Source organism: Mesorhizobium sp. WSM1293, from assembly GCF_000513875.1.
GTDB lineage: Bacteria > Pseudomonadota > Alphaproteobacteria > Rhizobiales > Rhizobiaceae > Mesorhizobium > Mesorhizobium ciceri.
On sequence record NZ_AZUV01000005.1, the window covers coordinates 2501 to 26028 of the forward strand.

Genomic DNA, 23528 nt, shown 5'->3' on the forward strand with positions numbered 1-23528 from the left:
ACTTCATGGCAGTAATGCCGTGATTTGTCGCGGGAGACGCTCAATCTCCCGCATATGATGGGCTTGCCTAACCGCACCCTCGAACCGATCTCGAGAAGCTGGTCTTTTTGTGCCAATGACATCGAAGTTTGATCCCGCACAGGATCTGCTTCAGGCGACAATTCCTTTGGAATTGCGTGGATGCCAACTCCGTAAGGGGAAGGCTGAAGCGACAATCCTTCGGATTGCGCGGGTGGGCATTGGCAATGAGAACGATCAAGTGTCTTAAGGGCAATTGGTGGATGCCTTGGCATGCACAGGCGATGAAGGACGTGATACGCTGCGATAAGCTACGGGGAGGTGCGAATACCCTTTGATCCGTAGATTTCCGAATGGGGAAACCCACCTAAGGTACTTGGAAAATCAGAGCAGCCAGAAGGTCGCAAGGCCGGATTGCTGCTGTGGTTTCCAAGTATCGATAATAGGTAACTTACCCTGAATACATAGGGGTAAAGTGGCGAACGCGGGGAACTGAAACATCTAAGTACCCGTAGGAAAGGACATCAACCGAGACTCCGGAAGTAGTGGCGAGCGAACCCGGACCAGGCCAGTGGCGATTGAGAGACAAGCGGAACCTTCTGGAAAGTAGGGCCATAGTGGGTGACAGCCCCGTACGCGTAATGCAATCAATCGTCCTCGAGTAAGGCGGGACACGTGAAATCCTGTCTGAAATTGGGGGGACCACCCTCCAAGCCTAAGTACTCGTGCATGACCGATAGCGAACTAGTACCGTGAGGGAAAGGTGAAAAGCACCCCGACAAGGGGAGTGAAAGAGTACCTGAAACCGATTGCCTACAAACAGTGGAAGCCCAAGGTTCGTCCTGGGTGACCACGTACCTTTTGTATAATGGGTCAGCGACTTAGTGTGACGAGCAAGCTTAAACCGCTAGGTGTAGGCGCAGCGAAAGCGAGTCTGAACAGGGCGTTCAGTTCGTCGCATTAGACCCGAAACCGAGTGATCTAGCCATGAGCAGGTTGAAGGTAAGGTAACACTTACTGGAGGACCGAACCCATAACTGTTGCAATAGTTCGGGATGACTTGTGGCTAGGGGTGAAAGGCCAATCAAACTCGGAAATAGCTGGTTCTCCGCGAAATCTATTTAGGTAGAGCGTCGACCGAATACCCCAGGGGGTAGAGCACTGGATGGGCTAGGGGTCCTCACCGGATTACCAAACCTAACCAAACTCCGAATACCTGGGAGTACTAGTCGGCAGACACACGGCGGGTGCTAACGTCCGTCGTGAAAAGGGAAACAACCCTGACCTACAGCTAAGGTCCCCAAGTTATGGCTAAGTGGGAAAGGATGTGAGGATCCCAAAACAACCAGGATGTTGGCTTAGAAGCAGCCATCATTTAAAGAAAGCGTAACAGCTCACTGGTCTAAATAAGGGTCTTTGCGCCGAAAATGTAACGGGGCTAAAGCCATACACCGAAGCTTAGGGTTTGGTCCGCAAGGGCCAAGCGGTAGCGGAGCGTTCTGTAAGCTGATGAAGCCATACCCGTGAGGGGTGGTGGAGGTATCAGAAGTGCGAATGCTGACATGAGTAACGTAAGGGGAGTGAGAGACTCCCCCGCCGAAAGACCAAGGGTTCCTGCTTAAAGCTAATCTGAGCAGGGTTAGCCGGCCCCTAAGACGAGGCGGAAACGCGTAGTCGATGGGAACCACGTTAATATTCGTGGGCTTGGAGGTAGTGACGGATCATTGAGGTAGTCCAATCTTATCGGATTGAACGGGCTGCTGCGTGGTTCCAGGAAATAGCTCCTCCTTATAAACCGTACCCGAAACCGACACTGGTGGTCTGGTAGAGTATACCAAGGCGCTTGAGAGAACTATGCTGAAGGAACTCGGCAAATTGCACGCGTAACTTCGGAAGAAGCGTGACCCTTTTCTACGCAAGTAGAGGAGGGTGGCACAGACCAGGGGGTAGCGACTGTTTATCAAAAACACAGGGCTCTGCGAAGTCGCAAGACGACGTATAGGGTCTGACGCCTGCCCGGTGCTGGAAGGTTAAGAGGAGGGGTGCAAGCTCTGAATCGAAGCCCCAGTAAACGGCGGCCGTAACTATAACGGTCCTAAGGTAGCGAAATTCCTTGTCGGGTAAGTTCCGACCTGCACGAATGGCGTAACGACTTCCCCGCTGTCTCCAGCATAGACTCAGTGAAATTGAATTCCCCGTGAAGATGCGGGGTTCCTGCGGTTAGACGGAAAGACCCCGTGCACCTTTACTATAGCTTTACATTGGCATTCGTAGTGGCATGTGTAGGATAGGTGGTAGGCTTTGAAGCCTGGGCGCCAGCTCAGGTGGAGCCACCCTTGAAATACCACCCTTATTACTATGGATGTCTAACCGCGGCCCGTTATCCGGGTCCGGGACAATGTATGGTGGGTAGTTTGACTGGGGCGGTCGCCTCCTAAAGAGTAACGGAGGCGCGCGATGGTGGGCTCAGAACGGTCGGAAATCGTTCGCTGAGTGCAATGGCATAAGCCTGCCTGACTGCGAGACTGACAAGTCGAGCAGAGACGAAAGTCGGTCATAGTGATCCGGTGGTCCCGCGTGGAAGGGCCATCGCTCAACGGATAAAAGGTACGCCGGGGATAACAGGCTGATGACCCCCAAGAGTCCATATCGACGGGGTTGTTTGGCACCTCGATGTCGACTCATCGCATCCTGGGGCTGGAGCAGGTCCCAAGGGTATGGCTGTTCGCCATTTAAAGCGGTACGTGAGTTGGGTTCAGAACGTCGTGAGACAGTTCGGTCCCTATCTGCCGTGGGTGTAGGAATATTGAAAGGATCTGTCCCTAGTACGAGAGGACCGGGATGGACGGATCTCTGGTGGACCTGTTGTGGCGCCAGCCGCATAGCAGGGTAGCTATATCCGGACGGGATAACCGCTGAAGGCATCTAAGCGGGAAACCCACCTTAAAACGAGTATTCCCTGAGAACCGTGGAAGACGACCACGTTGATAGGCCGGGTGTGGAAGAGCGGCAACGCTTGAAGCTTACCGGTACTAATAGTTCGATCGGCTTGATCGTTCTCATTCCTTATGCCCATCTGACAAAGTCAGATGGTCTGTTCTCACTCACGCTTGTTCCGCCCTGCGGGCGGCGCTACGTGAGTGCGGCGCATCAGCGCCGACGGTCGACCTTGCGAAGCTTCGCTTCGAAAGGCGCCAGACCAAGAACCGTAAAGGCACACAAAGACCAGCGAACAGCCCCGAGAGGCACCCGACAGCTCCGCTGCCGATGTCTCTTTGTGCGCCTTCGCTCAAAAGCTTCTCGAACAACGTGCGTTTTGCCGACCTGGTGGTTATGGCGGAGCGGCTGCACCCGATCCCATTCCGAACTCGGCCGTGAAACGCTCCAGCGCTGATGGTACTTCGTCTCAAGACGCGGGAGAGTAGGTCGCTGCCAGGTCTGCCAAACGCACGTTGATCTCACATCCAAATCGGATGGAGAGAAATCTTCTCTTTATGAAATGGCCCGCCAAGGGATCACGGGCCGCGTAAGCGGCCCTTTCATTTGGTCAGCCATATACCTATCTGTAGGCCTCGGCTTACACAAAAATTGACGCGGGGTGGAGCAGCCCGGTAGCTCGTCAGGCTCATAACCTGAAGGTCACAGGTTCAAATCCTGTCCCCGCAACCAAATTCAAAAAAGCCCGCCATCGTGCGGGCTCTTTTGTTTTGTGCCGTGCTGTGCTGCCGGCCTGTCATCAGGCGCCCGCAACCAGCCAAGCCAAGCCGCCAGACAGAAAACGCAAATCCTCTCCCCAAAACCAACATCAAAAACAGCCCGCCAGCCACAAATGCCCGCGCGCCGTTTTGAATGCGGCTGGGGTGGCCATCGATCTGCCCAGGCTCAGGCCCCCGAAAGCGAAGCCGAAGCTGCGGCCGACTTTCTGGCCAAGCGGACATATGGAGAGCGTCACGCTGCGCCCGGAACAGATCTATCAAAGACAGGATCGGGGGCTTCAGGCGATAAAGACGCGGCCGGCGGGAGGGTACCATGCGAGCCCCCGTGCGGATACTCCACCACCCTCTCCGGTTTCGCGGCCAAAGGCCGGTAAGGCCTTGCCCAGCCCGTACGGCATCTTGGCGGCCGCGACCAGCCTCGTCGACCGGAGCGTAGAAATCCCCTTGAAGGAGACTATGAAATATATTTCACTATGTGAATTATATTGACAATGCGCGCCCGGGCTGTAATGTCCCGATCGTCGGCTTTCGGAGGAAGGTCGGCATCATCAAATCCATACGGCAGCGCTCACTGAGTGCCTGCGACGGTCATTGAGGATGGCTTCGGCCAAGGGAGGAAACTTGCGCAAATTTCTGAGCACGCTCGCAATCGCGGCGGCTGCATCGACCTGCTTTGGGTCGATGCAGGTACGCGCCGAAACCCCTAACCCGTTCAAATGCGAGCCGGGTGAAAAATACGTCATGAACGTGATGGTCTCGGGCGTCGAATACTGGTTCCCGGTCTATGAAATGTTCAAGCAGGCCGGCCAGCAATTCGGCTGCGAGACCGCCTATACGGGTACGCCGGAATACGACGTCAACAAGCAGATCGCCACCTTCGACCAGGCACTGGCGCAGAAGCCGGCGGGTATACTGGTGCATCCGATGAACTCCGATCCGTTCATCGAGCCGATCAACCGCGCCATCGAGCAGGGCACCGCGGTGGTGACCTTCGCCGCCGACTCGCCGAATTCCAAGCGCGTCTCCTACATCACCTCCGACAACAATGCCGAAGGCACCTATGCCGCCGACGCCGTTGCCAAGGCGATGGACGGCAAGGGCGAATATGCGGTGCTGGAGAATCCCGGCCAGGACAACCACGACAAGCGCGTCAACGCCTTCGTTGCCCGCATGGAAGCCAAATGGCCTGACATGAAGCTCGTCGGCCGCGCCGCTTCGAACCAGGATCCGACCAAGGCCTATCAGGCGGTTTTGAGCCTGGCCCAGGCGCATCCTGATCTTGGCGCCGTGTTCATGCCGGAGGCCAACTCGGCCATCGGTGCTGCCCAGGCCGCCAAGGAAGGCGGCGGCAAGATCCGCGTCATGCTCGCCGACGTCAACGCCAAGATCCTCGACATGATCAAGGCCGGCGAGATCTTCGGCTCGGTCAATCCCAACCAGGGCATGCAGGGCTATATGGGCTTCATGCTGTTGTGGATGGCCAAGCATCCCGGCCTGATCGATCCGATGAACGACGCCAAGCGTTCGGGTTTCAACCCGATGAGCGTGCCCTTCGTCGACAATGGCTTCTCCATCGTCTCCAAGGACAATGCGGACGACTTCTACTGGGACAAGTACCTCAAGCGTCGCGGCACCAAGGGCATCGAGGAATAGTCTCGATCGCCGCCCCGGCCTCCACAAGGCCGGACCAACCGGGAAGGAGGCTTCGGCCTCCTTCCTCCCCCGCAAGCATCGCAGGAGCATGGCGTGACCCAGGCGCCCATTCTTGAAATCCGCGGCCTGTCCAAGGCGTTCGGCCCGGTCAAGGCACTGAGCGACGTGCGGTTCGAGCTGCGGCGCGGCGAAATCCATGCGCTGTGCGGTGAGAACGGCGCCGGCAAGTCGACGCTGATGAACATGATCGCCGGTGTATTGCAGCCCGACGAGGGCGACATCCTGATCGATGGTGAGCGCATTTCGATTCACTCGCCTGCGGCCGCCCAACGTCTCGGCATCGCGCTCGTCCACCAGGAGATCGCGCTGTGTCAGGACGCCACGGTTGCCGAAAACATCTACATGGCCGCGATCAACTGCCGGCGCGCGCCGCTGATGAATTTCCAGAAGCTCTACGCTGACGCCCAGAAGGTCATGGACCTGCTCGCGCCCATTCCGGTGCGCACCAGGGTCGCCGACCTCTCCATTTCCAACCAGCAGCTCGTCGAGATCGCCAAGGCGCTGACGCTCGACTGCAAGGTGCTGATGCTCGACGAGCCGACCGCCGCACTCACCGAAAGCGAAGCGCAACGCCTGTTCTCGATCGTGCGCGGGCTTAGGGAACGTGGCATTTCGGTGGTCTATATCAGCCACCGCATGGCCGAGATCTTCTCGCTCTGCGACCGCGTCACCGTCTTCCGCGACGGCCGCTACGTGGCGACCGATGCGATAGCTGCCGTTTCACCCGACGATGTCGTGCGCAAAATGGTGGGCCGCGAAATCACCCAGCTCTATCCCGACAAGCTGGCGCCGCAAGAGCCTGGGCGCCTTCTCCTGTCGGTCGAGGGGCTTTCCGATGGGCGCCGCTTCGCCGACGTCGGTCTGCAGCTTCGCGCTGGCGAAATTCTGGGCATAGGCGGCCTGATCGGCGCCGGCCGCAGCGAGATCGCACAGACGGTCTGCGGCCTCAGGCCAATGATCTCTGGAACCGTCGCGCTCGACGGAAAGCAGCTGCGGCTGCGCAGTTATGGCGATGCGGTCAAGGCGGGGCTGGTCTATCTCTCTGAGGATCGCAAAGGCTCCGGCGTGTTCCTCGATCTGCCGATCGCGGCGAACATATCGGCGCTCGACCTCGGCCGGCTCACCGGGCGCCTCGGCCTGCTCGACCGCAAGGCCGAGGATCGTCAGGCGCGGGAGCTGACCGGCAGGCTCGGCGTGCGCATGGCCGGCATCGAGGCCACTGTGTCGACGCTGAGCGGTGGCAACCAGCAGAAGGTTGCCATCGCCAAGCAGCTGTCCGTCAGTCCCAAGGTCATCATCATGGACGAGCCGACGCGCGGGATCGATGTCGGCGCCAAGGTCGAGATTCACCGGCTGCTGCGCCAGCTAGCCGGCAGCGGTGTCGGCGTCATCATCATCTCGTCCGAACTGCCGGAGCTGATTGGCTTGTGCGACCGCGTTCTTGTGGTTCGCGAAGGCAGGATCGCCGGCGAACTCGCCGCCAGCGAGCTCGGCGAGGAAGCCATCATCATGCTCGCCTCGGGCGTCCAGGACAGTTCAATTCAAAGGCAGGCCCAGAATGTCGCCTAGGGAATCAGGAGAAGCGCTCGTGCACGCCGAGATCAAGTCCGCCGGGCGGCGCATCAACTTCGCTCACCTCGCCTCGATGCGCGAGGCCGGGCTGATCGTCATCATCCTGGCGCTGTGCATCGCCATGAGCTTCGCCTCGCCGCACTTCCTGACATGGGGCAATTTCCGCGCCATGCTGATGAGCTTCTCCATCGAAGGCATCGTCGTCGTCGGCATGACCGTCCTGCTCATCGTCGGCGGCATCGACCTTTCCGTCGGCTCGGTCGTGTGTTTCTCGATGGTGGTCTCGGGTGCGCTGTTCCTCGCCGGGCTCGATCCCTGGACGGCAAGCCTGATCGGCATCGGCGTCAGCGCGCTGATCGGCGCGGCCATGGGCTTCTTCGTGACCGTGATAGGGCTCAATCATTTCATCACGTCGCTGGCCGCCATGGTCATCGTGCGCGGCATGTGCCTGGTGGTCACCAAGGGCACGCCGCTGTCGCTGTTCACCTTGCCGCCGGCCTTCAAGGCCATCGGCCAGGGCAGTTTCAACAACATCCCCTATGTCATCCTGATCTTCATCGTCGTGGTGGCGATCTTCGACTTCCTGCTGCGTCGCGCCACGGCCTTCCGCAAGGTTTTCTACACCGGCTCCAACGAGAAGGCCGCGCAGTTCTCCGGCATCAGGACCAATCAGGTGAAGTTCTGGGTCACGGTGCTGTGCTCGACCCTCGCCGGAGTGGCCGGCGTCATCTACATGGCGCGCTTCGGCGCGGCGACGCCGACCTTCGGCGCCGGCATGGAGCTCAACATCATCGCCGCGGCCGTCATCGGCGGCGCCTCGCTGAATGGCGGCTCGGGCACCATCTTCGGGGCGATCCTCGGCATGGCTCTGCTGTCGGTGGTGACGAGCTCGCTTATCCTGCTCGATGTCTCGGTCTATTGGCAGGACATGATCAAGGGATGCATCCTGCTGGCAGCGGTGTCGATCGATCACTTCCTGCACCGCAAGAAGTCCTGAACCTCAAAGGCGGCGAAGCAAGACCATGGCCCCTCCCAACACCCGCGACGACATCGCCGCTGTTCGTCAGATGCACCAGGCGCTTGTCCTGCATTATGTCGAAGGCAAGACCCAGGCCGAGATCGCCGGGGAACTCGGCATCTCACACGCGACCGTCAACCGGCTGATCAAGCGCGGTCACCAGCTCGGTCTCGTCGAGATCAAGATCAAGTCGCCGATCGATCATCTGGTCGACCTGGAAGCGCGGCTGGTGGCGCTGGGCGGCATCGAGCGGGCGATGGTGGTGCCGTCGGTCTCCGAAAATCCGCACACCGCCCTGCAGCGGGTCGGCGAGGCGGCGGCTGGGCTGCTGCTCGACACCATCAAGGACGGCGACACGATTTCGATCACCGGCGGCAAGGGCGTCAGCGCGCTGGTCGCCGGTCTCAAGCCGGGGCGCCGCTACGACGTCGAAATCATTCCCGCCACCGGGCTGGTGCAGGGCAAGCACTACACCGATGTCAACCACGTCGCCTCGCTGATGGCCGACAAGCTCGGCGGCCGCGCCTATCAGATCCATGCGCCGTTGTTTGCGGACACCGCGCAGCAGCGCGAGATGCTGATGGGCATCAGCTCCGTCGCCGACGTGTTTCGCAAGGCGCGCGAGGCCGATGTCGCGGTGGTGGGTGTCGGCTCCATCCTGACCGACGATTCCAGTTACTACGATTTGCATCCGTCCTCGAATGCCGATCGCCAGGCGATCGAGAAGTCCGGGGCAACAGGCGAGCTGCTCGCCCATCTCATCGACCGCCGGGGCAAGCTTTGCAACTACTCGCTCAACCGTTCACTGGTCTCGCTGACGCTGGACGAGTTCGCGACCATCCCGCGCTCGATCGGCATTGCAAGCGGCGCCAGCAAGGTCGCGCCGATCCTCGCCGCCCTGCGCGGCAACCATCTCGACACCATCGTCACGGACGAGGCCACGGGGCTCCAGATCCTCGAGCTGGCCGAACAGGAGGCAGCATGAATTCTCGACAGATCCAGCGGCAGATCGGCAAGTCCGGCATATCGGCGTCGGCCGTGGGCCTGGGCACCTGGGCGATTGGCGGATGGATGTGGGGCGGCACCGACGAAAAGGAGTCGGTGCGGGCGATCGAAGCCTCGATCGATGCCGGCCTCAGCCTGATCGACACAGCGCCGGCCTACGGTCTTGGCCGCAGCGAGGCGATCGTCGGCACCGCCATCAAGGGCAAGCGCGACAAGGTGGTGATCGCGACCAAATGCGGGCTGAACTGGCATTCGGGCAAGGGCGGGCATTTCTTCGACCAGGACGACAAGCCAGTGCATCGCTATCTCGGCGCCGACGGCATCGCCTATGAGGTCGAGCAGAGCCTGCGGCGTCTCGGCACCGATCATATCGACCTCTACATCACCCATTGGCAGGACCCGACGACGCCGATCGCCGAGACGATGGCGGTATTGGAAAAGCTCAAGGCAGCCGGCAAGATCCGCGCCATCGGCGCCAGCAATATCAGCGCCGAGGATCTCGGCCATTATATCGATGCCGGCCAGCTCGATGCGATCCAGGAGCGCTATTCGATGATCGACCGCGACATCGAGAGCAGCCTGCTGCCGATCACTCGCCGCCATGACATCGCCACGCTCAGCTATTCGTCGCTGGCGCTGGGGCTGCTCACCGGCACGGTCGACCCCGGCCGCACATTCGGCGGCGACGACCAGCGCAAGGACAACCCGCGCTTTTCCACGGCCAACCGGCAGAAGGTGGCAAAGCTGAAGGAGGCCATCGCCCCTATCGCCGAGAGCCACCAGGCGTCGACGGCGCAGATCGTCATCGCCTGGACGCTCGCCCAGCCGGGCATCACCTTCGCCCTGTGCGGCGCGCGCAATCCCGAACAGGCGCTCGACAATGCACGGGCCGGCGAGATCACGCTTGCGGCAGGCGAGCTTGCGGCAATCGACGCCGCGGCAGCCGCGCATCTCACTGCGATGGATGCCTGAGCAAAAAAAGGCAACAGCCCCGATGAACCGTAGCCATACGTTAGCCGGTCTGCGCGACCGGCCTGATATCGCCGTGCTCGTCATCGGTGGCGGCATCAACGGCATTAGCGTCTTTCGCGAACTGGCGCTGCAAGGCGTCGATGTCGTGCTGGCGGAAAAGGGCGATTATTGCAGCGGCGCCAGTGCCGCCCTTTCACGCATGGTGCATGGCGGCCTGCGCTACCTCGAAAACGGCGAATTCAAACTGGTGCGCGAATCGCTGCTCGAACGTGACCGGCTGTTGAGGAATGCCCCGCACTATGTGGCCCCGTTGCCGACGACGGTGCCGATCTTCGACATTTTCTCCGGCCTTGCCAACGGTGCGGTGCGTTTCCTGGGTCTGACGCGGCGGCCGAGCCGGCGTGGTGCGCTGGTCATCAAGACCGGCCTGGCCATGTACGACCTGTTCACCGCCGCACGGCGTTTGATGCCGACGCACAGGTTCAGGGGCCGCGCCGAAACCTTGAGAAAATGGCCGGCGATCAATCCGGCGATCCGCAATTCGGCGACCTACTACGACGCCTGGGTGAGCCGGCCCGAACGCCTCGGCCTGGAGATGCTGCTGGACGCCACGGCGAGCGCGGCGAACGCCCGCGCCTTGAACTACGCTCAGGTATCGTCGACAGGTGATAGCCTCGCCATTACCGACACGCTGACGGGCGAACAACTGCCGGTACGGGCGCAATTGGTGATCAACGCCACTGGCGGCTGGATCGACCTGACCAACAAGGCCATCGGGGCGGCGGCGCAGACGATGATGGGCGGCACCAAGGGCTCGCATCTCATCGTCGACAATGCAGAACTGTTCGACGCGCTCGGCGGCCATATGGTCTATTACGAGAACGAGGACGGGCGCATCTGCATCCTGTTTCCCTATCTCGGCAAGGTGCTGATAGGCTCGACCGACATCCGGGTCGACGATCCGGACAAGGTCCGTTGCGAGGAGGACGAGCAGCGCTACATCCTGCAGTCGCTCGCCTTTGTATTCCCGTCGATCAAAGTAGCTGAAAACCAGATCGTGTTCCGCTTCGCCGGCGTGCGACCCTTGCCCGCCAGCGAGGACAGTTTTACCAGCCGCATACCGCGCGATCATTTTTGCGAGTTCGTAGAAGCGAGCGGGCGCCTGCCGGCGACACTGTGCATGATCGGCGGCAAATGGACCACCTTCCGTTCGTTTGGAGCGCTGGCCGCCGACATGGCACTGAAGCGGCTCGGCCTCGCGCGCAGCCAGGGAACGCAGGACATGGCCATCGGTGGCGGCCGTGATTTTCCGGCCGACCCGGACGCCTGGTGCGCGTCATTCGCCGCCGAGCATGGCCTGACGGTCGAGCGCGCGCAAACGCTTCTGCAGCGCTATGGCACGTCGGCCAGGGATTTCGTTTCGCACCCGGCGGGCGAACAGATGCTGCCGCAGTCGGACTATTCGGCAAGCGAGATGGGGCGCATCATCGAGCGCGAGCAGGTCGAGTGCCTTGCCGACCTGTTCTTGCGCCGCACCACCATCGCCATTTCAGGCGGTCTCAGCTTCGACCTCGTCAACGCCGTTCTCGACATGCTGGCGGCGCACAAGGGCTGGAGCGCCAGCGAGGCTGCCACCGAGCGCTCGACCTTCCTCGCCTTGCTGGCCGACCGGCACGGCATCGACCTCCAGACACATCAAAGGAGCGCCCTATGCGCGTAAACAAGAAAGTCCGTATGAACCGGCTGTTCGGCGGCGGCCGCTGCCTCGACGTCGCCATCGATCATGGCGTCTGCAACGAGCCGAGTTTCCTTGCCGGGCTGGAAGACATGGCCAGCGTGGTCAATCAGCTGGTCAAGGCTGGCCCCGACGCCATCCAGATGAACTACGGCCAGGCCGACCTGCTGCAGGCCGTGCCTGGCAAGGACAAGCCGGCGCTGGTGATGCGCATCGACATGGGCAATCCCTATAACAGGATACGCCACCGGGCGATGTGGGCGGTGCTGCAGAACGAAGCCGAGCCCTTGCTTGGCGCCATCGAGATGGATGCGGCTTGCGTCGTGGTCAATCTGTTCATGCTACCCGACGAGCCGGACCTGTTCCGGCAATGCGTGCAGAACATCGCCCGCGTGCGCGCCGATTGCGAGAAATACGGCCTGCCGCTGATGATCGAGCCGCTGGCCATGCTGCCGGTCACCGAGCATGGCGGCTACATGGTCGACGGCGACGCCGATAAGATCGTCACCTTGACCCGGCTTGCCCGCGAGATGGGTGCCGATATCGTCAAGGCCGACCCGACCACCGATCCCAACGACTTCCACCGCGTTGTCGAGGCGGCGCGCTGCCCGGTGCTGGTGCGCGGCGGCGGCAAGGAGGATCTGCGTGCCGTGTTCGACAAGTCGGCCGCCTTGATGGCACAGGGTGCGCTTGGCATGGTCTACGGCCGCAACATCTACCAGCATGCCAACCCGAGCGCTGTCGTGCGCGGGCTGATGGCAATCATTCACGACGATGCCGATGGCGGCGCAGCCTGGGATCTGTACAACCAGGCATAGGCTGCGGTCTCGGGAGGCGCCAATGGCAAGCTATATCCTCGGTCTCGATGCCGGCAACACCGTCATCAAGGCCATCCTCTTCGACCTGTCGGGCCGCGAACTGGCATTCGCCGCCCGTGACGGCCGCTCGTCCATGCCAAAGCCCGGACATGTCGAACGCGACCTCGACGAACTCTGGCGCAATTCGGTCTCGGTCATTGGTCAATGCATCGCTGAAGCCGGTATCGACGCCGGCGAGATCGTCGCCATCGGCTGCGCCGGCCATGGCAACGGGCTCTACGCGCTCGATCGTGCGGGCGCGCCATTGATCGGCATCCAGTCGCTCGACACACGCGCCGTCGACATCGTTGCCGAATGGGCAGAACAGAATGTCGGCGACCGCACCTACGCACATTGCCTGCAGCGGCCGTGGGCGGCGCAGACGCCGACCCTGCTTGCCTGGCTCAAGCGCTTTTCGCCGGCTTTGTTTGCCAGCATCGGAACTGTGTTCTTGTGCAAGGATTTCGTCGTCAACCGCCTGACAGGTGCGCGCAGCAGCGATACTTCAGATATGTCGGGCTGCGGCCTGCTGCAGATGCAGGACCGCCGCTACGAGCCGGACCTGCTTGCCGCCTATGGGCTCGGCGATTGCATGGACCTGCTGCCGCCAGTGCTGGAATCGGCCGACATTGCCGGCCATGTCAGCGCGGAGGTGGCGGCCCTGACGGGACTGCGCGCCGGCACGCCGGTCGTCGCCGGGCTGTTCGATGTCGTCGCCAGCGCGGTCGGTTCGGGCGTGACCAGAACCGGTGCCGCCTCGGTCATCGCCGGAACCTGGAGCATCAACCAGGTCATCACCGACAAGCCGATCCGCGACCCTTCGATCTTCATGCTGTCGACTTTCGATCGCCAGCGCTATCTGGCGATCGAATCCAGTGCCACCTCGGCCGCCAATCTCGAATGGATCGTTCGCGAATTCCTCGAACATGGCGGCGAAGCCGGCAAGTCGCCATTCGAATTGTGCAGCGAACTGGTGGCGTCCGTCGATCCCAACAGCGACATCCCGATCTATCATCCCTTCCTTTATGGCTCGCAGCAGAATGGCCATGCGCGCGCCGGCTTCTACGGCATCGCCGGCTGGCACAGCCGAGCCCATCTGCTGCGTGCGCTGTTCGAGGGTGTCGCCTTCGAGCACAAGCGCCATGTCGAGACCCTGCACAAAGCGGGCGCCGATTTCGACCAGGTGGTGCTGTCCGGCGGCGGCTCGCGCAGCAGCGTCTGGCCGCAGATTTTCGCCGATGTGCTCGGCGTGCCCGTCACCGTGGCGCGCAGCCGCGAAACCGGCGCGCTGGGAGCGGCGATCGCGGCGGGCACCGGCGTCGGCATTTTCGCGGACTACAGTGCCGGTGCAGCCGCCATGACAGCGGCCGCCCGACATTTTGTACCCAACGAGACGGTTGCTCACGCATACGCACGGCGGTATCGACTCTATGGCGAAATCAACCAGGCGATGACCCCGATGTGGGAGCGCATCGCCGGACAGCAGGCGCGCACGTGACCGAAGCTTCACCGTCTCCGTTCGGCAGTTACGACTACGTCATCGTCGGTGCCGGCTCCGCCGGCTGCGTGCTCGCCAACCGGCTCTCGGCCGATCCGCGCAACAAGGTGCTGCTGCTCGAGGCCGGCGGCAGCGACCGCTATCACTGGGTCGATATCCCGATCGGCTATCTCTTCTGCATGGGAAACCCGCGCACCGACTGGATGATGAAGACCGAGCCGGAAGCCGGTCTCAACGGACGCAGCCTCAACTATCCGCGCGGCAAGGTGCTTGGCGGCTGTTCATCGATCAACGGCATGATCTACATGCGCGGCCAGGCTGCCGACTATGATGGCTGGCGCCAGGCCGGCAATGCCGGCTGGGGCTGGGACGATGTCCTGCCTTACTTCCTCAAGTCGGAAGACTTCCATGGTGGCAAGAGCGCCATGCACGGCAGCGGCGGCGAGTGGCGGGTCGAACGGCAGCGGCTTTCATGGCCGATCCTCGACGCCTTCCGGGACGCGGCCGAGGAACTCGGCATTCCGCGCACCGAAGACTTCAACACCGGCACCAATGAAGGCTCGGGCTATTTCGAGGTCAACCAGAGGAAGGGCGTCCGCTGGAACACATCGAAGGCGTTTTTGCGCGGTATAGCGGGGCGCAAGAACCTGCGCGTAGTGCTCGGCGCGGAAACCGAACGGCTCGAATTCGACGGCCGGCGCGTCACCGGACTGGTTTTCCGCCAAGGCGGCCGCCTGCATCAGGTCCGCGCTGGACAGACGATCCTTGCGGCCGGCGCCATCAACTCGCCCAAGCTGCTCGAACTGTCGGGGGTGGGGCGCCCCGACCTGCTCTCGGGCATCGGCGTGGATGTCCGTCACGCGCTGCCGGGTGTCGGTGAAAATCTGCAGGACCATCTGCAGATACGCACCGTCTTCAAGGTCGCCAACACCGCCACACTCAACCAGCGCTACCACAATCTGGTCAGCCGTGCGTCGATGGGGCTGGAATACGCGCTCAAGCGCAGCGGGCCGCTGTCGATGGCGCCAAGCCAGCTCGGCATCTTCGCCAGGAGCGATCCGCGCCTCGCAACGCCCGATCTGGAATATCATGTGCAACCGCTGAGCACCGACCGTCTGGGCGAGCCGCTGCATCGCTTTCCCGCGGTCACCGTCTCGGTCTGCAATCTGCGTCCGGAAAGCCGGGGCAGCGTGCACATGGCTTCGTCCGACGCGCGGGAGGCGGCGAGGATCCGGCCGAACTATCTTTCCACCGAGGGAGACCGCAGCGTGGCCGTCGCGTCGTTGCGCCATGTCCGCAGTTTGATGAAGGCTCGGGCGGTGGCGCGCTTTGCGCCGGAAGAGATGCTGCCCGGCACGCAGTATGACAGCGATGAAGAACTCATCCGCAAGGCCGGCGATATCGGCACGACGATCTTCCACCCCGTCGGCACCTGCAAGATGGGTTCGGATACGATGGCGGTGGTCGACGACGGCCTGCGTGTTCACGGGCTTGCCGGGCTGCGCGTGGTCGATGCCTCGATCATGCCGACAATCGTCTCGGGCAACACCAACTCGCCGGTCGTCATGATCGCGGAGAAGGCAGCCGAGATGATCCTGCAAGAGGCCCGCTGACCGCCATCGGCTTCAAGCCGTGGCAACACCGCGCGATCGCCGCTTCTCGGCCGCCGCGAGCAGATCGACGAAGGTGCGCACCTTGGCGGGCCGGAACCGGGCCGGCGGAAAGACTGCGTGGATGCCGCCTGACGGCAGGCTCCAGTCGGCAAATACCGGCACCAGCCGCCCCTCGGCGATATCGTCGCTGACGCTGTAGTCCGGAAAGACGCCCAGCCCGATGCCGACGAGCACGCAAGCAAGGGCGGCGGGACTCTTGTCGCACATGAGGACCGGATTGAGCTCGGTCAGCACCGTTTCGCCATCCCTGGAAAACAGCCATTGGCCGACGCCGCGCAACTGGGTGTTGCCGACCCAGGCCAGCGATCTTGCCTGGTGCGGCGTCAGGTCGGGCGGCAGGCTCGCCGCGAAGCCAGGGCTCGCCACCACGATTTGCCGGATCGTCCCCAGCCGCCGCGCCTGGTTCGAGGAATCGGTGAGCCAGCCGACGCGGATGCCGAGATCGATCTGCTCGTCCACCAGATTGCTGACGGCGTCGTCGAAGATCGCCTCGACGCGCATCTGCGGATAGGTTCTGAGATAGGCCGCCATGACCGGAGCCACCATCTTGGTGCCGTAGTCGAGCGGCGCCGTCAGCCTCAGCGTTCCGCTCGGTTCGACGGTCCCGCGCGAGATTTCGCCATAGGCGGCCTCCGCTTCCCGCAGGATGATCATCGCGCGGTCATAGAAGAGGCGACCCTCTTCGGTCGGCGTGACACGCCGGGTCGTGCGCTGCAGCAGCGTTGCGCCCAGTTCCTCTTCGAGCTTGCCGATCTGATGGCTGACCACGGCCTTGGCGACGCCAAGCCGGTTGGCTGCGGCCGTGAACGAGCCGGTTTCCATCACCGTGGTGAAGTAGGCGAGCCGATTGAGGTTCAGAAGTTCGGCCAAGCTGGCTGCCATTTGTATGATCAGATCATACAGTTTGTACTATTGGGTGCCATTTATCGCAAGACCCCCACCTGCCACATATCAGCCAACGGCATTCCATCAAGCCGGCAGCCGGATCATGGGTAGCAGCGATTATGAACAATTCAGAAGTGACCTATCTTTTCGATCCGCTGTGCGGCTGGTGCTATGGTGCCACCCGGATGCTCGGCCGGTTGTCGGCCACCGGCGTGCGCGTCGAGCTGCTGCCGACCGGCCTGTTTTCCGGCGCCGGCGCGCGTCCGATGGATGAAGGTTTTGCGGCGCACGCCTGGGCGAACGACCAGCGCATCGAGCGCCTGACCGGACAATCGTTCACGCCGGCCTACCGGCACAATGTCCTCAATGTCCGTGGCACCCTGCTCGACTCACATGCCGCCACACTCGGCATCACTGCCGCTGGCCTGGAGGACCCTAGCCGCCGGTTTGCGGCGCTGAAGACGATCCAGCATGCGCGCTATGTAGAAGGACGCGATGTCGTGACGATCGGCGGTGTGGCCGAGGTGCTCGCCGCCGACGGCATGGCGGACGCCGCCGAAATGCTCAAGGCGCCGACCGAAACATTGCTGACGGCTCACCGCGACCAGGTTGGCCGTGGCCGTGCGCTGTTCCAGCGCCTGCATGCCGATGGCGTGCCTTCGCTCGCGGTCATCCGCAACGATGCGCCCCGGCTCATCGGTTCGAACGCGCTGTTCGGCAGCTTCGACAATCTCGTCGCCCACATCGCGGCGGCGTGACCCCATCCTCCAGACCCCCAAGCATAAGGAAACAGACATGGCAAAAGTCGCTCTCATTGGTGCATCGGGCGCTGTCGGTTCGCGCCTTCTCAGGGAACTCTCCGATGGCGGCCATACCGTCACGGGCATCGCGCGCAACCCGGAAAAGATTGTCGCGCTTCCGGGCGTGACGGCCAGGAAGGGCGATGTCTTCGACACAGAAGGTCTCGCGGACCTGATCCGCGGCCATGACGCTGTGATCAGCTCTGTGCATTTCCTGGACAGCGATACCGATGCGCTGATCGAGGCGGTGCGCGCCTCCGGCGTGAAGCGCTATCTCGTCGTCGGCGGCGCCGGCAGTCTCGAAGTCGCGCCCGGCAAGCGGCTGGTCGATAGCCCCGACTTCCCGGCGATCTACAAGGCAGAAGCGCAGAAGGGCGCCGACTTCCTGGACAGATTGAAGACGGTCGACGACCTCGATTGGACGTTCCTGTCGCCATCCGCCATGTTCGTGCCTGGCGAGCGCACCGGCAAATTCCGCCTCGGCAAGGACACGCTTCTCGCCTCCGACAAGGGCAGCAGCATTTCCTTCGAGGACTACGCGATCGTCATGGTCGACGAGATCGAGAAGCCGGCCCATATCAGGCAGCGCTTCACCGTCGGCTATTGAGCGAACGGGTGGCGGCGGCCGGGTCTCAATCGAGGCCGGCCGACGCCAGTCGCATCAGGGTCCGGTTCAATCTCGGTGCTGCCGCCACCAGCGCCTTGCCGATGGCCGATTGCGGTGCGTCGATGACGGTTCGGGCATCGCCGTTCTCGGCAACCCGGCCGGCGTCGAGAAGGATGACGCGGTGGGCGACCGACCGGATGACGCCGAGATCATGTGAAATGAAGAGATAGGCGATCTTTTCCTGGCGCTGCAGGTCGAGCAAAAGCTCGAGGATCTCCCCGCGCACGGAAACGTCGAGCGCCGACACCGCTTCATCGAGCACGATCAGCAACGGCTTCGTGGCGATGGCGCGGGCAATGGCGACGCGCTGCCGCTGGCCGCCTGAGATTTCATGGATGGCACGCGGGGCGAGGTCCGCCGTCAGCCCGACGCGCTCCAGCAAGGCGGCGATGCGGCGCGGGCGCTCGCTGCGGGAAGCGATGCCATGGATGCGCAAGGGATCGTCGAGCACACGCGCCACTGTGGCGCGCGGGTTGAAGGCGGCAAGCGGGTCCTGGAACACCATTTGCAGGCGCGCGCGGCGGGCACGCAGTGCTGCGCTGCGCAGGGCCAGGAAATCGTCGCCTTCGAACTCGATGCGTCCGTCGTCCGGCTCGATCAATCGCAGCACCACCCGCGCGATCGTCGATTTGCCGCTGCCGGAGGGTCCGGCCAACGCCAGCGTTTCGCCCGGCTCGATGTGAAAGGAGACATCGTCGACTGCAGCGATGGTGTTGTCGCCTCGACGGTAGCGCTTGGTGAGATTGGACACCGCCAGCAGGCTCATGCGTGGAGCCCGGCTCGGTTCAGCAGCGGCTTGGTGTCGAGGCCGATATCGGCATCGAGCAATGCGCGCGTATAGGGCTGGGCCGGGGCGCCGACAATCTGCGCCGTCATGCCAAGCTCGACCAACTGCCCATGGCGGAAAACGGCGATGCGCCCGGCAAGCTCGGCCGCCAGCGCGATGTCATGGCTGATGAACAGCAGCGTCATGCCGTCCTCGGTCACCAGGCGTCGGATCAAGGCGACGATCTCGGCCTGCACGATGGTATCGAGCGCGCTGGTCGCTTCGTCGGCGATCAGCAATTTCGGACCGGCCGCAATGGCGGCGGCGATCGCCACACGCTGCTTCTGGCCGCCGGAAAGCTGGTGCGGGAAGGCGCGCAGGGCCGAGTCAGGATCGGGCAGCCGGACGCGTTCGAGCAGGGTTTTTGCTTGCGTGTAGGCCTGCGGCCAGGTGAGGCCGAGATGGGTGCGGGCGACTTCGGCGATTTGTTTGCCGATTGGCATTACGGGGTCGAGGCTGGCGGATGGGTCCTGGAAGACGAAACCGATATCGCGGCCGCCGAGGGGAGGGTGACTTGATCTGGTGAAGAGCTTTTGCGGTCTGTGCTCTACGAGGCCCCCCTCTGTCCTGCCGGACATGTCCGGCAGGACAGAGGGGGGTGCCTTGGCGCCCAACGCCGACGGTAGGAACCAATCGATCTTTCCTTCAGTCTTGGTGCTTGCCGGCAACAGCCCTGCAATCGCCAGCGCCAGCGTGCTCTTGCCCGAACCGCTTTCGCCGATGATGGCCAAGCGCTCGCCAGCCTCTATGTCGAGGCCGACATCCTTCAGCGCCGTCGCCTCGTTGCCGTCGCGGCGGTAGGTCACCGTCAGGTCGCGGATCGAAGCCAGGGTGGTCACGACATGCCTCTCCTGACCGCCGTCGTCTCGACGAGGCCTTCACCGGCGAGATAGACGCCGAGCACGGTCAGCACCAGCGCTATGCCCGGGACGATCGACAAGAAGGGCGCGGTGCGCAGGACAGCGCGGCCCTCGGCAATCATGCCGCCCCAGGTGACCCGGTTGGGATCGCCCAGGCCGAGGAACGACAAGGCCGCCTCGGTGAGGATCGCCGCGGCGACGATCACCGACGACATCGCCAGCACCGGCGGCAAGGCATTGGGCAGCACCTCGCGAAAGGCGATCGCCAGCGGGTGCATGCCGATGACCCTGGCCCCGGCGACATAATCGCGTTCGCGAATGGAGAGGACTTCCGCGCGGGCGACACGGGCTGGTCCGGTCCAGGTGCCGAGCGCGATGGCGATCACGACGATGCCGAGCGACGGTCCGACGACGCTGACGAAGGCCAGTGCCAGCAGGAAGCTCGGCACGGTCTGGAAGGCGTCGGTGGTGCGCATCAGCACCTCGTCGACGAGGCCGCCGGCAAAGCCGGCCAATGTGCCGACCACTGCCCCGACGACAAGTGCGGCGGCCGCGGCGGCGATCCCGACAGCCAGCGATGTGCGGGCGCCATGAAAAAGCTCGGCCAGCACGTCGCGGCCAAGCCGATCGGTGCCAAGCGGGAGCGACCAGTCCTGGAACGGCGGCAGCAGCGCCGGCCCGGCAATCGCTTGCGGATCGCCGGGGAACAGCAGCGACGCCGACAGCGCCATGGCGATCAGCGCCGCCAGGAGGATGGCGCCGGCGACCGCCTCGGGCGTGCGCAGAAAGCGGCGGAGGGCACTCATGCGCCGGCCTCGCTGGCGCCGACGCGCGGGTCGAGGAAGGCATAGGCGATGTCGACGGCAAGGTTGATGACAATGACCAGGACGGCGCTGGTGAGAATAATGCCGAGCAGAAGCGGCGTATCGCGGGAGGCGACTGCCTCCTGCGCCAGCCGGCCGAGGCCGGGCACGGAAAAGACGCTCTCGATGACGACGCTGCCGCCGAGCATCTGCGCCGACTGCAGGCCGAGCATGGTGACCAGCGGCAGCAGTGCATTGCGGGCAATGTGGGCGAGCACGATGCGGCGGCGCGAAAGCCCTCTGGCGCGGGCGGCCAGCACAAAATCCTGCCGCCAGACCTCGGCCATGCCGGCGCGCATCATGCGCAGATAGAGCGCCAGGTAGATGAAGCCGAGGGCCGAAACAGGCAGGATAAGATGGACGGCGATGTCGGCTGCGCGGTCAAGGCCGGTCTTGTCGGAAGCCAGGGTCTCGATGCCGCCGATCGGCAGCCAGCGCAGGTCGACGGCAAAGACGACGATCAGCACCAGTCCGAGCCAGAAACCCGGCACGGCATAGAGCGCCAGCGAGCCGATCGACAGGAAGCGGTCGCGCAAACTCCCGGGCCGCGCGCCGGCATAGATGCCGAGTGCCGAGCCGAGCCCGAAGGAGAGCACGGTGGCGCTGACCATCAACAGCAGCGTGTTGGGCAGGCGTTCGAGGATCACATCGCGGATCGGTCGGGAGAAGGTCACCGACTGGCCGAGGTCGAGATGCAACAGCGCCCAGAGGTAGTTAGCCAGCCGCGTCAGCTCCGACTGGTCGAGGCCCCAGCGATGACGCAGCAATTCGATCATGCCGGCGTCGCCGCCGGTCGAGACGATGTAGGCGTCGACGGCGTCGCCGGGGGCGGCCTCGAGCAAAAGGAACGTGCCGATGACGACGATCAGCAGCACGAAGACGCTGCCGACGAGGCGGCGGCGGAGAAGGGTGAGGGCGCGGTTCATGGGGGCGTCGATGGGTTGGCGATACGTTGATTAGGACCGCGCCTAGGCACCCTCCTCTGTCCTGCCGGACATCTCCCCCTCAAGGGGGGAGATCGGCTGTCTCTTTTGGCTTCGCCAATCTCCAACGTTGAAGAATTCGCGGGACAGACAAGCGGCCAATCTCCCCCCTTGAGGGGGAGATGTCCGGTAGGACAGAGGGGGGCCTCGTAGAACTCAAAGCCTACGATGATTTCGCGAATTTTCATCCGCGCAATTCTGTCACGCTTCCAAATACGTGTCCGCCCAGTTCGACACCGCCCAGCGCGGGTTGTTGGCGATGTTGCCGACGGTGTCTCGCGCGACGCTGATGAAACTCCATTCGGCGACGTTGATCAGCGGCAGGTCGGCAGCCACCGCCTTCTGGAACTCCTTGTAGAGGTCGGTGCGGGCTGATGCGTCGAGCGTCTCCGATGCCTTGGCGATGAGCGCATCGAGCGCATCGTTCTTGTAGCCGCCCTGGTTGGAGAACGGCACGCCGTTGGGAATGCCGCTCTGCACCAGGATGGTGGTCGAGATCGCCGGATCGCCGCGGAACACCGGCGGACCGACCGCGAGATCGAAGGCGTGGTCGGTGTAGACCGCCTTGATGTGCGCGGCCGAGTCGTTGTTGACCAGCTCAGCGTCGATGCCGATGGCGGCGAGCGCCTGGCGCAGATAGTCGCCGAACTGTTTTGTCTCGTTGAAATAGGGCGCAGGCAGCAGTTTCAGCGTGAAGCGCTTGCCGTCCGGGCCTTTCTTGTAGCCGGCTTCATCGAGCAGCGCGTTGGCCTTGGCGACGTCGAAGGCATAGGTCGGCACATCGGCGGTGTAGAATTGTGGATCGTTCTTCGGCACCGGGCCGGTGGCTGTCGCGGCATAGCCGAGGAACACCGTCTTGACGACGAAATCCTTGTCGATGGCATGTGCGATCGCCTGCCGCACTTTGACGTCGGCCAGTTCCTTGCGGCGATGATTGATCTCGACGACGAGTTGATAGGTCAGCCCTTCGTAACCCTTGGTGATCACTTTCAGGCCCGGCACTTTCGAGATGCGGTCGAGGTCGGCCAGCGGCACGGCGGAAAAGGCCGCGAGCTGGATCTCTCCGGCCTCCAGCGCGCTCGCCGCGGACGTGCGATCCGGCAGCACCTGATAGATGATCTCGTCGAGATAGGGCTCATCCTTGCCCCAGTAGTCGGTGTTTTTGGTCAGCCGGTAATACTGGCCGGCCTTGTACTCGCCGAATTTGAACGGTCCGGTACCGATGGGCGCGTTGTTGGCCGGGTTGTCCTCGATCTTGCCGACCTCGTAGATGTGCTTCGGCACCACGCTGCTCAGCGCCGGCAGCGCGTTGCGGATCAACTGGAACGGCGTCGGCTTGGCGAATTTGAACACGGCGGTGAGATCGTCAGGGGTGTCGACGCTGGCCAGATCCTTGAACACGGTGCGGCCGAGATTTTGCAGCGGCTTCCAGATTTGCAGCGCCGAGAAGGCGACGTCGGCCGAGGTGAACGGTTTGCCGTCATGCCATTTGACGCCGTCGCGCAGTTTGAACGTCACCGAGAGCCCATCGGCGGCACCCTCCCAGCTCAGCGCCAGCCTTGGCGCGAGTCCGTCCTTGCCGTCGTAGGAGGCTTCGGCCAGCGTTTCGACGATCTTGCTGGAGATGAAGAAGACGCCGTTGGAAGCGACGATCGCCGGGTTGAGGTTGCGCGGTTCGGAATCGGCGGCAAGCACAAGCCGCCCGCCCTTCTTCGGCGTCTGCGCCCAGCCCGGTGTCGGGATGGCGGTGGAGGCCAGCAGCATTGCCGAGCCGGAAAGCATCGTGCGCCTGGAAATCGTGAAACCTGACATGATCGAACTCCGTCCTCTCCGCGACCCGGTTGGGCGCGCCAATACCCCTCGGACG

General features: G+C 63.0%; 17 protein-coding genes, 1 tRNA gene and 2 rRNA genes. 14 read left to right on the plus strand and 6 right to left on the minus strand.

Going from position 1 to position 23528, the window contains the following annotated elements:
• The first annotated feature begins 253 nt into the window (after positions 1 to 253).
• From M729_RS0107905 to M729_RS0107965, 12 genes are all read left to right on the plus strand, one after another.
• Positions 254 to 3075: ribosomal RNA gene (locus M729_RS0107905) — 23S ribosomal RNA — on the plus strand.
• A gap of 266 nt (positions 3076 to 3341) precedes the next feature.
• Positions 3342 to 3456 (plus strand): 5S ribosomal RNA (gene rrf / locus M729_RS0107910).
• Positions 3457 to 3610: 154 nt separating this feature from the next.
• A tRNA-Met gene (locus M729_RS0107915) sits at positions 3611 to 3687 on the plus strand.
• A 668-nt stretch (positions 3688 to 4355) separates the two neighbouring features.
• Positions 4356 to 5387, plus strand: coding sequence for a substrate-binding domain-containing protein (locus M729_RS0107925; RefSeq protein WP_013529471.1), 1032 nt, complete (start codon positions 4356 to 4358; stop codon positions 5385 to 5387).
• Between the two features lie 93 nt (positions 5388 to 5480).
• Positions 5481 to 7016, plus strand: a complete 1536-nt coding sequence (locus M729_RS0107930; RefSeq protein ID WP_027161267.1) for a sugar ABC transporter ATP-binding protein — start codon at positions 5481 to 5483, stop codon at positions 7014 to 7016.
• A gap of 76 nt (positions 7017 to 7092) precedes the next feature.
• Entirely contained in the window at positions 7093 to 8016 is a 924-nt protein-coding gene (locus M729_RS0107935; protein ID WP_224674565.1) for an ABC transporter permease, read from the plus strand.
• A gap of 25 nt (positions 8017 to 8041) precedes the next feature.
• Entirely contained in the window at positions 8042 to 9022 is a 981-nt protein-coding gene (locus M729_RS0107940; RefSeq protein ID WP_027161268.1) for a sugar-binding transcriptional regulator, read from the plus strand.
• Positions 9019 to 10014, plus strand: a complete 996-nt coding sequence (locus M729_RS0107945; protein WP_027161269.1) for an aldo/keto reductase — start codon at positions 9019 to 9021, stop codon at positions 10012 to 10014. The genes M729_RS0107940 and M729_RS0107945 overlap by 4 nt, the downstream gene beginning before the upstream one ends.
• Before the next feature lie 22 nt (positions 10015 to 10036).
• Positions 10037 to 11734, plus strand: a complete 1698-nt coding sequence (locus M729_RS0107950; RefSeq protein ID WP_027161270.1) for a glycerol-3-phosphate dehydrogenase/oxidase — start codon at positions 10037 to 10039, stop codon at positions 11732 to 11734.
• Between the two features lie 14 nt (positions 11735 to 11748).
• A complete protein-coding gene (locus M729_RS0107955; protein WP_024504448.1) occupies positions 11749 to 12567 on the plus strand; it encodes an aldolase in 819 nt (272 codons plus the stop codon).
• Positions 12568 to 12589: 22 nt separating this feature from the next.
• Positions 12590 to 14104 carry an FGGY-family carbohydrate kinase gene (locus tag M729_RS0107960; RefSeq protein ID WP_027161271.1) on the plus strand — a complete coding sequence of 505 codons (1515 nt, stop codon included), beginning with the start codon at positions 12590 to 12592 and terminating at the stop codon, positions 14102 to 14104.
• Positions 14101 to 15717 carry a GMC family oxidoreductase gene (locus M729_RS0107965; RefSeq protein ID WP_013529479.1) on the plus strand — a complete coding sequence of 539 codons (1617 nt, stop codon included), beginning with the start codon at positions 14101 to 14103 and terminating at the stop codon, positions 15715 to 15717. The genes M729_RS0107960 and M729_RS0107965 overlap by 4 nt, the downstream gene beginning before the upstream one ends.
• Before the next feature lie 12 nt (positions 15718 to 15729).
• On the opposite strand, the gene M729_RS0107970 is transcribed toward M729_RS0107965, so the two are convergent.
• Positions 15730 to 16647 (minus strand): LysR family transcriptional regulator, encoded by a 918-nt coding sequence (locus tag M729_RS0107970; RefSeq protein WP_027161272.1) that lies wholly within the window; start codon positions 16645 to 16647, stop codon positions 15730 to 15732.
• A 134-nt stretch (positions 16648 to 16781) separates the two neighbouring features.
• Here M729_RS0107970 and M729_RS0107975 point away from each other — a divergent pair, with 134 nt between their 5' ends.
• On the plus strand, positions 16782 to 17420 hold the full coding sequence (locus M729_RS0107975) for a DsbA family protein (protein WP_013529481.1): 639 nt from the start codon (positions 16782 to 16784) through the stop codon (positions 17418 to 17420).
• A 37-nt stretch (positions 17421 to 17457) separates the two neighbouring features.
• Positions 17458 to 18069 carry an NAD(P)-dependent oxidoreductase gene (locus tag M729_RS0107980; RefSeq protein ID WP_027161273.1) on the plus strand — a complete coding sequence of 204 codons (612 nt, stop codon included), beginning with the start codon at positions 17458 to 17460 and terminating at the stop codon, positions 18067 to 18069.
• A gap of 25 nt (positions 18070 to 18094) precedes the next feature.
• Here M729_RS0107980 and M729_RS0107985 read toward each other — a convergent pair whose 3' ends face one another.
• The 5 genes from M729_RS0107985 to M729_RS0108005 form a co-directional block, all read right to left on the minus strand.
• The gene (locus tag M729_RS0107985; RefSeq protein WP_027161274.1) at positions 18095 to 18895 is read right to left on the minus strand and encodes an ATP-binding cassette domain-containing protein; all 801 of its coding nucleotides are present in this window, start codon (positions 18893 to 18895) and stop codon (positions 18095 to 18097) included.
• Positions 18892 to 19794, minus strand: coding sequence for an ABC transporter ATP-binding protein (locus M729_RS0107990; protein ID WP_027161275.1), 903 nt, complete (start codon positions 19792 to 19794; stop codon positions 18892 to 18894). The genes M729_RS0107985 and M729_RS0107990 overlap by 4 nt, the downstream gene beginning before the upstream one ends.
• The gene (locus tag M729_RS0107995) at positions 19791 to 20621 is read right to left on the minus strand and encodes an ABC transporter permease (protein ID WP_027161276.1); all 831 of its coding nucleotides are present in this window, start codon (positions 20619 to 20621) and stop codon (positions 19791 to 19793) included. Before M729_RS0107995 ends, M729_RS0107990 begins: the two co-directional genes overlap by 4 nt.
• On the minus strand, positions 20618 to 21604 hold the full coding sequence (locus tag M729_RS0108000; RefSeq protein ID WP_027161277.1) for an ABC transporter permease: 987 nt from the start codon (positions 21602 to 21604) through the stop codon (positions 20618 to 20620). The genes M729_RS0107995 and M729_RS0108000 overlap by 4 nt, the downstream gene beginning before the upstream one ends.
• Before the next feature lie 258 nt (positions 21605 to 21862).
• Positions 21863 to 23473, minus strand: a complete 1611-nt coding sequence (locus M729_RS0108005) for an ABC transporter substrate-binding protein (protein ID WP_027161278.1) — start codon at positions 23471 to 23473, stop codon at positions 21863 to 21865.
• Between the last annotated feature and the right edge of the window lie 55 nt (positions 23474 to 23528).

Coding starts and splice junctions, on each gene's coding strand:
- M729_RS0107935 (WP_224674565.1), top strand. CDS start 7,093: ATGCGCGAGGCCGGGCTGATCGTCATCATCCTGGCGCTGTGCATCGCC.
- M729_RS0107940 (WP_027161268.1), top strand. CDS start 8,042: ATGGCCCCTCCCAACACCCGCGACGACATCGCCGCTGTTCGTCAGATG.
- M729_RS0107945 (WP_027161269.1), top strand. CDS start 9,019: ATGAATTCTCGACAGATCCAGCGGCAGATCGGCAAGTCCGGCATATCG.
- M729_RS0107950 (WP_027161270.1), top strand. CDS start 10,037: ATGAACCGTAGCCATACGTTAGCCGGTCTGCGCGACCGGCCTGATATC.
- M729_RS0107955 (WP_024504448.1), top strand. CDS start 11,749: ATGAACCGGCTGTTCGGCGGCGGCCGCTGCCTCGACGTCGCCATCGAT.
- M729_RS0107960 (WP_027161271.1), top strand. CDS start 12,590: ATGGCAAGCTATATCCTCGGTCTCGATGCCGGCAACACCGTCATCAAG.
- M729_RS0107975 (WP_013529481.1), top strand. CDS start 16,782: ATGAACAATTCAGAAGTGACCTATCTTTTCGATCCGCTGTGCGGCTGG.
- M729_RS0107980 (WP_027161273.1), top strand. CDS start 17,458: ATGGCAAAAGTCGCTCTCATTGGTGCATCGGGCGCTGTCGGTTCGCGC.
- M729_RS0107985 (WP_027161274.1), bottom strand. CDS start 18,895: ATGAGCCTGCTGGCGGTGTCCAATCTCACCAAGCGCTACCGTCGAGGC.
- M729_RS0107995 (WP_027161276.1), bottom strand. CDS start 20,621: ATGAGTGCCCTCCGCCGCTTTCTGCGCACGCCCGAGGCGGTCGCCGGC.
- M729_RS0108000 (WP_027161277.1), bottom strand. CDS start 21,604: ATGAACCGCGCCCTCACCCTTCTCCGCCGCCGCCTCGTCGGCAGCGTC.
- M729_RS0108005 (WP_027161278.1), bottom strand. CDS start 23,473: ATGTCAGGTTTCACGATTTCCAGGCGCACGATGCTTTCCGGCTCGGCA.